14 protein-coding genes are annotated in these 14,204 nt (G+C 36.2%); 11 read left to right on the forward strand and 3 right to left on the reverse strand.

Annotated elements, in window-relative coordinates; all coding sequences use genetic code 11:
* Positions 1-19 precede the first annotated feature (19 nt).
* From cax to ADJ83_RS13465, 3 genes are all read left to right on the forward strand, one after another.
* Positions 20-1,084 (forward strand): calcium/proton exchanger, encoded by a 1,065-nt coding sequence (cax, locus tag ADJ83_RS13455; protein ID WP_048717959.1) that lies wholly within the window; start codon positions 20-22, stop codon positions 1,082-1,084.
* A 414-nt stretch (positions 1,085-1,498) separates the two neighbouring features.
* Complete coding sequence (locus ADJ83_RS13460; RefSeq protein ID WP_048717961.1) at positions 1,499-2,110, forward strand: YczE/YyaS/YitT family protein; 612 nt, start codon at positions 1,499-1,501, stop codon at positions 2,108-2,110.
* 98 nt (positions 2,111-2,208) lie between these two features.
* Positions 2,209-3,033, forward strand: coding sequence for a YfkD famly protein (locus tag ADJ83_RS13465; RefSeq protein ID WP_048717963.1), 825 nt, complete (start codon positions 2,209-2,211; stop codon positions 3,031-3,033).
* 210 nt (positions 3,034-3,243) lie between these two features.
* On the opposite strand, the gene yfkAB is transcribed toward ADJ83_RS13465, so the two are convergent.
* Positions 3,244-4,365 (reverse strand): radical SAM/CxCxxxxC motif protein YfkAB, encoded by a 1,122-nt coding sequence (gene yfkAB / locus ADJ83_RS13470; protein ID WP_048718025.1) that lies wholly within the window; start codon positions 4,363-4,365, stop codon positions 3,244-3,246.
* A 354-nt stretch (positions 4,366-4,719) separates the two neighbouring features.
* On the opposite strand from yfkAB, the gene ADJ83_RS13475 reads away from it, so the two are divergent.
* The 6 genes from ADJ83_RS13475 to ADJ83_RS13500 all read left to right on the forward strand — a co-directional run bounded on the left by ADJ83_RS13475 (position 4,720) and on the right by ADJ83_RS13500 (position 10,204).
* Positions 4,720-5,205 carry a YtxH domain-containing protein gene (locus tag ADJ83_RS13475; protein ID WP_048717965.1) on the forward strand — a complete coding sequence of 162 codons (486 nt, stop codon included), beginning with the start codon at positions 4,720-4,722 and terminating at the stop codon, positions 5,203-5,205.
* A gap of 210 nt (positions 5,206-5,415) precedes the next feature.
* A complete protein-coding gene (locus ADJ83_RS13480; RefSeq protein WP_048717967.1) occupies positions 5,416-5,601 on the forward strand; it encodes an SE1561 family protein in 186 nt (61 codons plus the stop codon).
* A 189-nt stretch (positions 5,602-5,790) separates the two neighbouring features.
* Positions 5,791-7,332, forward strand: a complete 1,542-nt coding sequence (locus ADJ83_RS13485; protein WP_048717969.1) for a fumarate hydratase — start codon at positions 5,791-5,793, stop codon at positions 7,330-7,332.
* Between the two features lie 176 nt (positions 7,333-7,508).
* Positions 7,509-8,258, forward strand: coding sequence for a delta-lactam-biosynthetic de-N-acetylase (gene pdaA, locus ADJ83_RS13490; protein ID WP_081836630.1), 750 nt, complete (start codon positions 7,509-7,511; stop codon positions 8,256-8,258).
* 109 nt (positions 8,259-8,367) lie between these two features.
* Positions 8,368-9,234, forward strand: a complete 867-nt coding sequence (locus ADJ83_RS13495) for a DNA-3-methyladenine glycosylase family protein (protein ID WP_031537446.1) — start codon at positions 8,368-8,370, stop codon at positions 9,232-9,234.
* Positions 9,235-9,370: 136 nt separating this feature from the next.
* On the forward strand, positions 9,371-10,204 hold the full coding sequence (locus tag ADJ83_RS13500; protein ID WP_048718026.1) for a YitT family protein: 834 nt from the start codon (positions 9,371-9,373) through the stop codon (positions 10,202-10,204).
* 87 nt (positions 10,205-10,291) lie between these two features.
* Here ADJ83_RS13500 and hmpA read toward each other — a convergent pair whose 3' ends face one another.
* Positions 10,292-11,500: an NO-inducible flavohemoprotein gene (gene hmpA, locus ADJ83_RS13505; protein ID WP_031537449.1), complete on the reverse strand. Its 1,209-nt coding sequence runs from the start codon at positions 11,498-11,500 to the stop codon at positions 10,292-10,294.
* 170 nt (positions 11,501-11,670) lie between these two features.
* On the opposite strand from hmpA, the gene ADJ83_RS13510 reads away from it, so the two are divergent.
* Positions 11,671-12,129: an RrF2 family transcriptional regulator gene (locus tag ADJ83_RS13510; protein WP_031537450.1), complete on the forward strand. Its 459-nt coding sequence runs from the start codon at positions 11,671-11,673 to the stop codon at positions 12,127-12,129.
* 125 nt (positions 12,130-12,254) lie between these two features.
* Here the strand turns inward: ADJ83_RS13510 and ADJ83_RS25630 are convergent, their stop codons facing one another.
* Positions 12,255-12,395, reverse strand: coding sequence for a hypothetical protein (locus ADJ83_RS25630; RefSeq protein WP_155986746.1), 141 nt, complete (start codon positions 12,393-12,395; stop codon positions 12,255-12,257).
* A gap of 268 nt (positions 12,396-12,663) precedes the next feature.
* Between ADJ83_RS25630 and rlmD the strand changes: the two genes are divergently transcribed.
* Positions 12,664-14,061, forward strand: a complete 1,398-nt coding sequence (gene rlmD / locus ADJ83_RS13515; RefSeq protein ID WP_048717971.1) for a 23S rRNA (uracil(1939)-C(5))-methyltransferase RlmD — start codon at positions 12,664-12,666, stop codon at positions 14,059-14,061.
* Positions 14,062-14,204 lie beyond the last annotated feature (143 nt).

Genomic DNA, 14,204 nt, shown 5'->3' on the forward strand with positions numbered 1-14,204 from the left:
GAAGAAAGGAAGCGAAAAAATGGTTAATAAAATATTTACGATTGCAGCTTTTATTGGGGTTCCATTATCGATTATTGGTACGTTACTCCATTGGTCAAGCATTGTTATGTTTGTTATTTACTGTCTTACAATTATTGCTTTATCTAGTTTTATGGGAAGAGCGACAGAAAGCTTAGCGATTGTTGCTGGTCCTCGAATTGGCGGATTATTAAATGCAACCTTTGGTAATGCAGTAGAATTAATCATTGCTATATTTGCATTACGTGAAGGTTTAACAGAAGTAGTGTTGGCATCCTTAACTGGATCCGTTTTAGGGAATTTATTGCTTGTAGCAGGCTTGTCCTTCTTTATCGGGGGATTAAAGTATAAGAGACAGCAATTTAACGTTTTTGACGCTCGTCACAATTCTGGTCTATTAATTTTTGCGGTAATCGTTGCATTTGTTATTCCAGAAGTATTTACGATGAATATGAATGAAGGAAAAACACTTTCTTTGAGTATTGGAATAGCTATTATTTTGATTTTATTATATTTAGGTGCATTATTCTTTAAACTTGTAACCCATCGTGGAGTTTATCAAGTTGAAAAGAATGGTGAAACGGAGCATGGTCATGAGGAAACTCCAGAATGGTCTGTGAAAAAAAGCATCACCATTTTAGCAATCGCAACACTTGCTGTTGCTTATGTGTCAGAAAACTTAGTACATACCTTTGAAGTAGTAGCAGAGTCCTTTGGATGGTCAGAGTTATTTATCGGAATTATCATTGTTGCTATCGTTGGAAATGCAGCAGAACATGCTTCAGCGGTTGTAATGGCTTATAAGAACAAAATGGATATTGCTGTGGAAATCGCAATAGGATCGACGCTGCAAATTGCCATGTTTGTTGCTCCATTATTAGTGCTGATCTCTTTATTTTTCCCGAGCGGAATGTCACTAGTATTTACCCTGCCAGAACTTATTAGTATGGTAACAGCGGTGTTATTAATGGTGAGTATTTCGAATGACGGAGAAACGAACTGGTTTGAGGGAGCAACATTATTAGCTGCTTATGCGATTATGGGAATAGGATTTTATTTGCTTTAAAGTAGGAGAAATAACGAGGCCTAGCCGCTTTCTTTACAGCAGCTAGGCTTTCTTGTGTAAATTTCACCTCTTATTTATACATATTAGTCTTTTTTAAGTATTTGTAGATTTAAATGATGTATAGGGAATCTATCATGTCGCTTCCATCGGATCACCAACCTCTTTTCCTTTTATTGTTGAATAAAATTCTGATTGATGAATATTCAAAGGTTTTTATTTTCCTCCTTTACTAAAATACAAGCGATCCTAATAGCTACCCTCCTTTTATTTGATGCCTTTATTATACCGTGAAAATAAAGAAATGTAAATATTCTGATTATTTTATTTTGCGAATTTTGGACAAGTTTCTTATTTCTTATGCATATGTATGAAAGTAACGATAAAAGCATGTATGAGGAAGGAGTAAAAAGGGGAATGTCATGGTTTTTTCGAAGCACTATCTATGTTGGTGGGCTTTTTATATTAGCATTTGGGGCTACGTTGACTATTAAGGCAAACCTAGGAGCAGGTCCTTGGGATGCACTCAATGTAGGACTATCTCATCTAGTGGGACTTACTATAGGAAGCTGGATTGTTATTGTAGGAATCGTCCTTATATTCGTTAATGCTTTTCTTTTACGCAAAAAGCCCAATTTATTATCACTTGCAACGGTATTTATTTTAGGTTTTTTTGTTGATTTCTGGATGGCACATCTCGTCAATCAGCTTCATTATTTTATATTTGCGAGCCAATTACTTTTACTTATTACAGGATTAATTATTATTGGTTTAGGCATAGCTCTCTATTTACAATCGGAATTTCCATTAAATCCAATCGATCATTTTATGGTTACTATTCAAGAAAGATTTGGCGTAAATCTTATGACAGCCAAGTTAATTGGAGAAATACTTGCGTTATTGTTAGCCTTTTTAGTAAATGGCCCAATTGGACTTGGTACCCTCATTATTGCTTTTGGACTCGGTCCTTCCATCCAATTTTTCCATCATTATTGCTCAAAATTAACAGGGAAATTTGTAGTGAAATAGAAGTTAGAAAAAAAATAATGTAATAATGGATAATCTAGGCGAACTCCGAAAAAAATAATCATAGTTATGGATGATTATTTGAAGGGAGTTCACTTGCTATGTATAAGAAAATTATGATTGTGCTTTTATCTTTTTTCTTAATGCTTCCAATGTTAACTTATGCGGAAAAAGCAAAAGAGAAAGAAAAAGAGGAAAGTCTATCGAAATCCAAAATTATTACCATACCCAATTCTGTTATGAATATAACAAAGGAAAATACGTATCCTAATCCGACTCAGGATGTGCCTAAGCTACAGCCTAGTGAATTAACGCAAAAACTTATTAATTCTTCTAAGGTGAAAATCGACAATCCAGATTTAATCCGGATGCTGAATGAGTCCACGGTGAATAGTACGCCATTTGCTCTCGGCTATAAAGCGATTGTATATTTAGGACAATGGCCCCTTAACTATGAATCAACAGAGACAGCACCGAATTGGGAGTATCAAAAAATAAATACTAATTTTTACGATAACCGTGGTGGCAAGTCCCCATATCAAATCCATTATGTACAAGAATCACAGAAAACAATAAGAGGTGGATTAACTGCCAAGGTGCCTAATGCGGAGCAAGTAAAGAAAATGATGCTTGTGAAAGCAACACAGAATTCAGGATTATCTCTTGCTTTTGAAACAGTAATTGGTACAGGGACTAAGAAGGATCAAGTTTATAATATTCCTCCTAAAAGACTGGGATATTTATATGGATATGCTCCTGCTGTCAATGAAAAAGGGAAAGTGACATATGGAGAAGTTTATATCATGCTTAAAGGAAGCAAGAAATCAATAGTCGTTAAGAATGTAACTTCTCAAGGAATTGGTGCATGGATTCCAGTACAGGATCATGTTTCCTTTGGATTTTTGGCGAGCGAAAGACCGAAATAAATAGGGAAAGAAAAGGCTGACTATTGGTTGTCAGTCTTTTTTTATGGGGGGGGAGATTTTGGAATGAATGGTGGGGGGGAAGTAGTTTTGATGGAGGAAGAACGCCAAAAAAGCAACAGGAAGAGCAGAGAGTAGTTTTCAAAAAGCTGTTACATACTCAAAACTAATTAAAAAAGTGCCCATTCTTTCAAAAATGAGCACTGATTTCCTTTATCTACTAATTAATGCTTTTCTCGTAGTAAAATCAACATCTTGATAATAGCTATTTTTTACAAGTACGTTTGGACCGAGGCATTTGACAGCAGGGCAATGGCAATTTAATGAGCTGGCTAAATCAGTAGACAGCCATTTTTGAAAAATATCCTCTAAATTATCTTGTTGGATATTTCCAAGTGCTGGCGTATCGCCGAAGTCTGTCACAATAACGTCGCCGGTAAAAATATTGACATTTAAGCGAGAACGACCGTCTGGATCATTGCGGACCGTTACATTTTTACTGGAATAGAGGCGATTTAAGAGCTGTAAGTCTTCTTCCTTCTTGTTACAAGGATAAAATGGAAGTGTACCAAATAGCATCCACACATTTTCATCACGAATATCTAAAAGATGGTTGATGCTGTCTCTAATTTCATTTAATGACAAAGTTTCTAGAGCAGAAGCAAAATCTGATGGGTACATTGGGTGAATCTCGTGCCTTTGACATTTCATTTCTTCGACAATTTGTCGGTGGATATGCTCTAAATATGGGAGGGTACGTTTATTAAGCATCGTCTCTGCCGAAACAACGACGCCTGCTTCTACTAATGCTCTACTGTTTGTAATAATGTTGTTAAATAGTTTACCTCTTTGCTCATACGTTGGCTTGCGTGCCATCATGGCAAATCCGCGTTCTGCAAATTCCTCTTCTGTTCCCCAGTTGTGGGAGATATGCAATACATCTAAGTAAGGAATTACAGGTTCATAACGATCAAGTCCTAGTGTTAGATTGGAATTCAACTGTGTCTTTACGCCACGACTGTGTGCATATTTAAAAAGCGGCACGACATAATTTTCCACAGATTTTCTACTCATCATTGGTTCTCCGCCTGTAATACTAAGGGAACGCAAATGAGGAATTTCATCCAGTTTTTTCAGCAATAAATCAATTGGCAAGGCATTCGGATCTTTGGGCTGAAGCGTATAACCAACAGCGCAATGTTCACAGCGCATATTACATAAGGTGGTTGTGGTGAATTCAATATTGGATAAAGTTAATTTTCCATGCTGCTCCATATCCATATAAGCTTCCCAAGGGTCAATGCTTGGAGTAATTATATTTTTTTCTGTAATCATTTTAAGCTCCTTTAAAAAAATAGTTAAACTATATCTATGTGCAATTAAGGTATAGAATGCGATTTTTATCATTATCTTGCCATCTGGCCCCTTGTCATTATTAAAGGAAAAATCCTATCTGTCAAATGTTTTTGTTTTAGGCCCTTTTTTCGTAAAGTTTGCTCCTATCGCCCTCAGCCGGAGTAGATTCACTTTCCGTGGGGTTCGTGTTGATTCCACTAGAGTCTACGTGTATTCCGGCTTCTTTATTTTTCCTACTATTAAAAAAACAACAATTTTTTAGAAACATCCTTGTTTTAAATGCTGCTTGTAGGGGAAAAGAAACGAATAATGAGAAGAAGGGAGATGAATGATATGTCTAATGCAACAAAGCAAGGAAATAAAATAGTAACAGGCTTAGTAATTGGAAGTGTCATTGGTGTCACGGTTTCTCTGATAGATCCAGCCACAAGAAGAAGAACAATGCAGAGGGTAGAACATCTTAAGGACACAGGCACTCGTTTTGTTCAAAGCTATAAAGAAAATCCTGATGAGTTCAAGAGCAATTGTAAGGAAAGAATGAGTATTTCTGCTGATGCAATGAAGGATATTGCGACAGAGACCCAAGGATTGTACAAGCAGATTCAATCTACCTTAAAAGAACGATCAAAGGATTTAAAAGAGATTTCAGATGATTTCAAACAGCTTTATTTTCAAACAATGAACCAGTATAAACGCATTACAAAGAAAATCATCACGACAAAAGATCAAATTATTGAATCATCCGATTTAGAAGAAAAGCCACAGCTTCCTGCTACAGCAGATAAAGAAGTGATGAAAACAGACACAGTACTTTCATAAGCAACATCAAATAGCGCATATAGGGAAAGGAGCATCTAGATTGTTTTGCTAGATGCTCCTTTTAGTCGTTAGTTTAATTGCAGCAACTAGTAAAACAATGGAATAACGGTGTAGAAAGATAACACATGTGTAAAGCTATAATAAGGAAAGGTTGCCGAATGGGAGAAAATTCGATACGATTATTAGGTAGTTTTGAAAGGAGAGAATACATTGGGTAGTTCTATTACTGATAAAAATGAGCAAGTTACTTTTTTAAAGACAAGATTAAATATGTTTATGGATGTACTAGATGCGATTGATCCAGAAGAAGCAGAATTAGAAGATATTGATCGTTTAATTGAAATGATAGACGAAATTGAATCGAAATGTAATGAATTTAGGCATAGAGATATGTAATAAAGAGCTGCTTGGATGAAAAATTCATCCAAGCATTTTTAATAGAGATTTTTGGAATATTTATGTAAACGATTGCAAATTACTTCTCTATTGCAGGAGAGAAGAGTATAATTTTTTATAGGGAGTTATTTGAATGCAATAATAAAATTTGCAAGGATTCCTTGCGCTTTTCAAATGAGGGGGAGAAGCATGTATTTTGAAAATCTGAAGAAGAGCATTTACGATTTAATTGTAGAAACATCGACCAATCTTCCAAAAGATGTGCGACGGGCGATTGCAAAAGCTACAGCGTCAGAAAATGCTGGAACACGTTCTGCGATGAGCTTAGCAACAATTACGCAAAATATTGGTATGGCAGATAAGGAAGTCTCACCTATATGCCAAGATACAGGGTTGCCAACTTTTAAAATTAAGACACCAATTGATGTCAATCAGCTGGAAATAAAAGCAGCTATATACGAAAGCATGGAGCTTGCCACAAAAAATGGTAAGCTTAGACCGAATTCTGTTGATTCTCTTACAGGGGAGAACAGTGGAAATAATTTAGGGGCAGGTACACCTGTCATTAAGTTTGAACAATGGGAAAAGGATTATATCGATATTCGTTTAATTTTAAAAGGTGGCGGCTGTGAAAATAAAAATATTCAATACAGTCTTCCTAGTGAATTAGAAGGTTTAGGTAGAGCTGGACGCGATTTAGACGGAATCCGTAAATGTATTCTACATTCTATTTATCAGGCACAAGGGCAAGGATGCAGTGCTGGTTTCATTGGTGTGGGAATTGGTGGAGACCGCTCTGCTGGCTATGATTTAGCGAAGGAACAGCTTTTTCGCTCAGTAGATGATACAAACGATATTCCAGAATTAGCAGAACTTGAAGACTATATAATGGAAAATGCCAATAAATTAGGGATAGGTACAATGGGATTTGGCGGGGAAACAACACTTTTAGGCTGTAAAATTGGTGTGATGAACCGGATTCCTGCAAGTTTCTTTGTATCTGTTGCTTATAATTGCTGGGCATTCCGCAGATTAGCGATTTCTGTAAGTCCTGATACAGGTGAAATCAAGGAATGGCAATACCAAGAAGGGGATAAAATTAACTTTAAGGCAGAAGCTGATGAGCAGGATGAAGCAGCTGCTACAGAGGAAGTTATTACACTCCAGGCACCAATCAGTGAAGAGGCTATCCGTCAATTGAAAGTTGGAGACGTAGTTGAAATTACGGGCATGATGTATACAGGCAGAGATGCTATTCATAAGTATTTAAGTACAAATGATGCGCCAATTGATTTAAATGGGCAAATTATATACCATTGTGGACCAGTAATGCTAAAAGATAAGGATGGAAATTGGCAGGTTAAAGCAGCTGGACCGACAACGAGTATTCGAGAAGAGCCTTATCAAGGGGACATCATGAAAAAATTTGGCATACGAGCCGTTATCGGAAAAGGCGGTATGGGGGCAAAAACATTAAAGGCGTTAGAAGAACATGGCGGCGTCTATTTAAATGCCATTGGAGGAGCGGCTCAATACTATGCAGATTGCATCAAGTCAGTAGAAGGGGTAGATCTTATGCAATTTGGCATACCAGAAGCAATGTGGCATTTAAAGGTAGAAGGATTTAAAGCCGTAGTTACTATGGATGCCCATGGCAATTCACTGCATAAAGATATTGAAATGTCTTCCTTAGAAAAATTAGCACAATTTAAAGAGCGTGTATATAAATAAATTTTGAGAAAAACGGCTGTATATTAGCTGTTTTTTCTCTACCATTTCGTTGTTTTTTATTACCAAGAATGAATTCCTCCAGCCTACAGAAAATAACAAAAGGAATGTAAGGCAAAGGAGGAATTTCATTGAAATTGGCCATCAAAACGTTTATTTTCTTTTCTGCTCTTTGTTTCATGTCACTTCCTGTTTTAGCGAATGTATCCAATAAACCGCTAAGCTGGGGATTTAAAAAAGGGGTAAATGAGCAGCCGGCAGAAGCGGGAAAAGAATTAGATGAATTACTTGAAAAATATGGTGCTTACTATAAAGATACAAGCGAAAAGAAGGTACTTTACTTAACCTTTGATAATGGTTATGAAAATGGTTATACAGGTAAGATACTAGATATATTAAAAAAGGAAAAAGTGCCAGCAACCTTTTTTGTAACAGGTCATTATTTGAAAAGTGCTCCTGATCTTGTAAAAAGAATGGCAGCAGAAGGACATATTATTGGCAACCATTCTTACCATCACCCAGATTTTACACAAGTAAGTGATGAAAAGCTAAAACAGGAGCTTGAATCAGTGGTAACAGAGACAGAGGCACTAACAGGGAAAAAAGGGATGACCTATTTACGACCTCCCCGTGGGATTTTTAGTGAGAGAACATTAAAGCTTGCGAAAGAACTTGGCTACACGCAAGTATTCTGGTCCCTTGCTTTTGTGGATTGGAAGACAGATCAGCAAAAAGGCTGGCAATATAGCTATGATAATATTATGAAACAAGTTCATCCGGGCTGTATTTTATTGCTTCATACTGTCTCGAAAGATAATGCAGATGCATTGGAACAAGCAATTAAGGACTTGAAAAAAAGAGGCTATACGTTTAAAAGCTTAGATGATTTAACAATGAAAAGAGAAATGGATGAAGGAATATTCCATTAAATAGTGTTTCCCCGCCCGAATAGAGCTCCCCTCCATTTGGGCTTTTCAATGGATTTGTACACCTCTAATTATGCTATAATAAAAGTAAAATGAGAACAGGTGATGCTATTTGCATACAATTAACATTCCAGGACCATATAATTTTGATTTGGTATTAAGTCGGCTAGCATTGGACCCATTGCATGTCCTGAACAAGGAAGAAAGATGGGTCAAAGTACCAATTCGTATACATAAAAAACCGATTGTAGTGAAAGTACAAGCAACTGGAACAACGGATAACCCAACCTTTCTGGTAGAGCTTGATGAGGTGGACACATCCATACATGAGCTCATTAAGAGAGAAATCTGTAGAATTTTCAGATGGGATGTATCCTTGCAAGCCATTCATGAACATTTTCAAAAAACAAATTTAAAGCAAATTTTTGAAGAGCATTATGGCACGCCAATTGTGTTGGATTTTCACCCATATAATAGTCTTGTGAAATGTATCATTCATCAACAGCTGAACCTTAAATTCGCATTTACTTTAACACAAAGATTTGTTACTACTTTTGGGATTGAAAAAAATGGTGTTTGGTTTTATCCATTGCCTGAAACGGTAGCAAGATTGACCGTGGAAGAATTGCGAGCCCTTTCATTTAGTACGAGAAAAGCAGAGTATATTATAGATCTATCAAAAGAAATTCAGAAAGGTAATTTACATATAGACAGCCTATATGAAAAGTCGGATGAAGAAATTATGGCAGAACTCCTACGTTATCGGGGTATTGGTCAATGGACAATTCAGAATGTATTGCTATTTGGTTTAGGGAGAAATAATCTTTTTCCCCTAGCAGATATCGGTATTCAAAATGCCATCAAGAAACTCTTAAAATTAGAACAAAAACCAACAAAAGAGGAAATGGAGGCAATGCTTCCAAAATGGCATCCATATTTAAGCTATGCTTCCCTTTATTTGTGGAGAAGTATTGAATAGGGAGTGAATTTCCTTTAGTCGTTTAATAATAGTAATTATGGTAAAATATAAGCTAAATAAGCTGATTATTTAAATAGTTTGAAACGAGGAAAGTAAATTGCAGAAGAAAACACAGAAAAAACAAAAGAAGCTTCTTATGGCTTCACGAGCACTATTAGTGATAATTGGTGGAATTATCACAGGGTATGGACTAGAAGCAGTCCTTATTCCAAATGCAGTCTCTGATGGAGGAGTTACAGGTTTAAGTATCGTTGGTTCTCAGTTAACTGGATTTCCCCTCGGGATTTTAATTGGAATATTAAATATTCCCTTTATATTTTTAGGATATAAACAGATAGGGAAAAGTTTTGCTGTATATTCCGTTATCGGCATACTATCTTTAGCTGTCAGTACAAGTTTAATGCATCATGTTCCAACAATAATTGAAGGAGATACCCTTCTGATAACGGTTGTTGGTGGGATTATCATCGGTTTTGGAATGGGTTTAGCCTTACGTAACGGTGGGGCATTAGATGGAATTGATATGTTAGCTGTATTGCTTTCAAGAAAATTACCATTTGGAACAAGTGATTTAATCTTATTTTTAAATATGTTTGTTTTTATTTTCGTGTCTACGGTATTTGGCCTCCAAGGAGCTATTTTATCCGCTATCGCATACTTCATTGCCTCTAAAGTAATCCATATTGTAGAAGAAGGTTTAAGTGGATCAAAGACATTTAAAATTATTACAGAAGAGCCGGAAATAATGGTAGAAACGATTCGTGATCGCTTAGGACGTAGTGCTACCTATACGCTTGCGGAAGGCGGATATTCTAACGAACAATTTAAAGAAATCACCTGTGTAGTCAGCCGCATGGAAGAAAGAAAAATGAAGGAAATAATACATGAATTAGATCCTAAAGCGTTTGTCGCTATTTACGATGTTTCAGAAGTAAAGGGCGGAAACTTTAAAAAACGGGATATTCATTAATAGAAAAGGAAAGCTAGTTGTGAAAAAAACTCGGCTTTCCTTTTTTGCGTTTTTAATTAAAACACATTCGCTTTTATATGAACTAGCTTATAATTTTAATGATGGTCCAAAGAATTCATAATGAATATGCGCATCATCGATACCATTGTCTTTCAAGCCTTTTACTACTGTCTGTAAAAATGGAACTGGTCCACAAACATAGTAATCCCCTTCTGCAACGATTGCACTTTCTTTTAGCCATTCTGAGTCAATGTAGCCAGCCTTCTTAAAGAAAGGATTTAATTTATCCTTCTCTGTTGGATTTTCGTAAATATAAGAAAGCTGGAAGTTAGTGATTCTATCTTTTATACTGATTAACTCCTCATTAAATGCTTGGATAGCGCCGTTTCTTGCAGAATGGATAAAGTTTACCTTTCTATTTGGCTGCTCTTCGGCAATTGTTGCTACCATACTCATAAATGGTGTAATACCAACACCACCACTGATAAAAACAATAGGGCTTTCTTCTTTTATTAGCGTAAAATCGCCAGCAGGTACAGTAACTTCTAACGTATCATCTACATTTATATCACTATGTAGATAATTAGATACTTTTCCATCCGGATTTTCTACTGACGCTTCTTTTTTGACAGAGATTCGGAAATATTCTTTATTACTTGCACTTGATAAGCTATATTGGCGATTAAATAAGAATTTCTCTCCAGGAATTGATAAACGGATTGTAATATATTGACCTGCTTCATAGGCTGGTAAAGAGCTTCCGTCTGCTGGAGCTAGGTAAAAGGAAGTAATCACATCACTTTCTTTTACCTTTTTGATAATTTTAAATTCCTTATAATCAGACCAACCACCACTTTTAGTAGCACTTTCTTCATACATTTGTTTTTCAATATCAATAAATACTTGTGCAATTGCACCATATGCATCAGCCCAAGCTTGGATAATCTCATCAGTAGCAGCATCCCCTAGAACTTCCTTGATTGCTTTTAATAGAAATTCACCAACAATTGGATAATGCTCTGCTTTAATCATTAAACTGCGGTGTTTGTGGGCGATTTGTTTGACAACTGGTATAATGGTCTCGAGTCGATCAATATTTTGTGCTGCTGCTAATACGGTATTAGCGAGAGCGGTTTGTTGACGTCCCTTTGCTTGATTAGCATGGTTGAAAATATTCAGAAGTTCAGGATGAGCCGAAAACATATTTTTGTAGAAAACAGTAGTTATTTGTGTACCATGGACTTGTAATACTGGTACAGTAGATTTAATAATCTCCATTGTTTTTTGTGATAGCATTTTTATAACCTTCTTTTAAAGTAATATTTTAAATACATCTTTTATGATAAAAGTCTGTCAACATAAAAGCAAGATTTTAAATACATCTTTTTCACTGTTTTTAACATGTTTAACAAAATGTTCACATTTTCACTATCAAAACCGTAAAAATAACAAAAGGAGATAGAGTTATGCGGTTAACTAATTATTCTGATTACTCTTTGAGAGTATTAATCTATTTGGCAACACAAGAAACGTCCAAACTTACAAATATAAAAGAAATATCCGAAGTTTATCAGATATCAAAAAATCACTTAATGAAGATTATTTTCAATCTCGGAAAACTAGGATATATCGAAACAATTAGAGGCAGAAGCGGTGGCTTTCGCTTAGCAAAGGATCCAGCTGACATCAATATAGGAGAACTTATTCGCAAAACGGAAGAGAATTTTTATTTGGTTGAATGCTTTGAGGATAAAAATGCATGTGTGATTACGCCGGTATGTTCGTTAAAACATGTCCTGAACAATGCATTAGAACAATTTTTCAAAGTATTGGACCAATACACACTTGCAGATATAGCGGAAAATCAGGTGATGCTAAAAGACTATTTTGCCATGAAACAAAAAACAAGTTCAGATGAAGATTGAATTTGTGTGTTATTCTGCTGAGTATTCTATCGTTTCTATTTATCAAGTCAATTAATATCCAAATAGAAAACGCAAAGAAACTGGAATGGTAAATCAGCTTCTTTGCGTTTTTTATATTTCTTTACTTATTCTTCTGTTTCATTCTCTGCTGGTGTTTCAGTTTCCCTATCTTCTGTTTGATCATCATTTTGGTCAGAACAGCCAACTAACATTCCTGTGAAAAGTAAAGCGGTCATCATTCCAAATGTTAACTTTTTAAAATTCAAAAGAATCACCTCAACAAAGTAATTTTTCGTACTACCCTAGTCTACAAAAGTATTATTAACCTACTATTAACTCAGTGCTAAATCATGTAATTATTTGCAGTGCTATTTACCTAAGGAATGTATTTTTTCTATTAGATGGGAATTTATTTCAACATCTACTCATAATAGAAACTGGATATTTTATCGCAGAAGCATTAGTATATGAAGAAGACAGAATGAAGAAAGATAATAGTAAATTTTTAATAGAAGATAATAGGAGTTATTATAGATGAAAGATAAACAGCAAAACACGATGGCAAAGTTGAAGGTAGGACAAACCTTTCCATTAACAATCAAGCGATTAGGCATAAATGGCGAAGGAGTCGGCTATTTTAAAAGACAGGTTGTATTTGTGCCAGGTGCTCTTCCAGGAGAAGAAGTAGTAGTGGAGGCAACAAAGGTTCAGCCTAAGTTTTCGGAAGGAAAGGTAAAGAAGATAAGAAAATCTTCCCCCTTTCGCGTACAGGCACCATGTCCCATTTACGAGCAATGCGGTGGATGCCAGCTTCAGCATTTAGCCTATGACCAGCAGCTACAGGAAAAAAGGGATATCGTTATCCAATCATTAGAACGTCATACAAAGCTGAAAATCGATAAATTAGATATTCGCCCAACCATCGGAATGGAAGATCCATGGAACTATCGCAATAAGAGCCAATTCCAAGTGGGACAGCAAAAAAATGGCGCAATCATTGCAGGTCTATACGGACTTGATTCCCATCGTCTAATTCCAATTCAGAATTGCATGGTACAACATCCGTTAACGAACAAAGTATCAGAAGAAGTTCGCAAAATCTTAGAAGAATTCCAAATTTCAATCTATGACGAACGCAAGCAAAAGGGAATCGTTCGTACGATTGTTACGCGTGCTGGCTTTGAATCTGGAGAGGTTCAAGTTGTACTGATTACAACGCAAAAAGAAATGCCAAGAAAAAAACTAGTGATGGCCGAAATCAAAAAAAGATTACCAGAAGTGAAATCATTAGTCCAAAACATAAACGGCAACAAAACTTCCCTTATTTTTGGAGAAAAAACAATTCACTTAAGTGGGGAAGAGGTTATCCAAGAAACACTAGGAGATTTAAACTTCGAGCTGTCTGCAAGAGCGTTCTTCCAATTGAATCCTATGCAAACAGTAAAGCTGTATGATGAAGTCAAAAAAGCAGCTGCTTTAACAGGGAAAGAAAAGATTGCCGATGCGTATTGCGGAGTTGGAACAATAGGCTTATGGCTAGCAGATGGCGCAAGCGAAGTCCGAGGGATGGATACGATCGAAGCTGCGATTACAGATGCACAAAAAAATGCAGATAAACACGGTATCGAAAACGCAACCTATGTAACAGGAACAGCAGAACACTGGCTGCCGAAGTGGGTAGAAGAAGGGTGGCGTCCTGATGTGGTTGTAGTCGATCCGCCGAGAACAGGCTGTGATCGTAAGTTATTAGATGCGATTAAAAAGGTTAAACCGAAGAAGTTTGTGTATGTTTCTTGTAACCCATCTACTTTGGCGAAGGATATTGATTATTTGTCTAAAGAGTATAAGGTGGAGTATTTGCAGCCAGTGGATATGTTTCCGCATACGGCGCACGTGGAGTGTGTTGCCTTGATGTCTAGGGTGGAGAAATAGCGCTATTCAAAGTAATGATAAATAAAGGGTTTTCGAGATTGGGAAACATTCTGCCAGTTGTGCGATGGATATTCTTAGTCTCGAAAACCCTTGTTTTTATTTATTAAGGAAACATATCGACTGTGGAAATGGGCAAAGGGTTG

This window comes from Bacillus sp. 522_BSPC (genome assembly GCF_001076885.1).
GTDB lineage: Bacteria > Bacillota > Bacilli > Bacillales > Cytobacillaceae > Niallia > Niallia hominis.

What these genes read in the sequence shown, in the direction of transcription:
- ADJ83_RS13485 (WP_048717969.1), top strand. Translation starts at nt 5,791, where the DNA reads ATGTATTTTGAAAATCTGAAGAAGAGCATTTACGATTTAATTGTAGAA.
- ADJ83_RS13460 (WP_048717961.1), top strand. Translation starts at nt 1,499, where the DNA reads ATGTCATGGTTTTTTCGAAGCACTATCTATGTTGGTGGGCTTTTTATA.
- hmpA (WP_031537449.1), bottom strand. Translation starts at nt 11,500, where the DNA reads ATGCTATCACAAAAAACAATGGAGATTATTAAATCTACTGTACCAGTA.
- ADJ83_RS13510 (WP_031537450.1), top strand. Translation starts at nt 11,671, where the DNA reads ATGCGGTTAACTAATTATTCTGATTACTCTTTGAGAGTATTAATCTAT.
- rlmD (WP_048717971.1), top strand. Translation starts at nt 12,664, where the DNA reads ATGAAAGATAAACAGCAAAACACGATGGCAAAGTTGAAGGTAGGACAA.
- ADJ83_RS13500 (WP_048718026.1), top strand. Translation starts at nt 9,371, where the DNA reads ATGGCTTCACGAGCACTATTAGTGATAATTGGTGGAATTATCACAGGG.
- pdaA (WP_081836630.1), top strand. Translation starts at nt 7,509, where the DNA reads ATGTCACTTCCTGTTTTAGCGAATGTATCCAATAAACCGCTAAGCTGG.
- yfkAB (WP_048718025.1), bottom strand. Translation starts at nt 4,365, where the DNA reads ATGATTACAGAAAAAAATATAATTACTCCAAGCATTGACCCTTGGGAA.
- cax (WP_048717959.1), top strand. Translation starts at nt 20, where the DNA reads ATGGTTAATAAAATATTTACGATTGCAGCTTTTATTGGGGTTCCATTA.
- ADJ83_RS13465 (WP_048717963.1), top strand. Translation starts at nt 2,209, where the DNA reads ATGTATAAGAAAATTATGATTGTGCTTTTATCTTTTTTCTTAATGCTT.
- ADJ83_RS13475 (WP_048717965.1), top strand. Translation starts at nt 4,720, where the DNA reads ATGTCTAATGCAACAAAGCAAGGAAATAAAATAGTAACAGGCTTAGTA.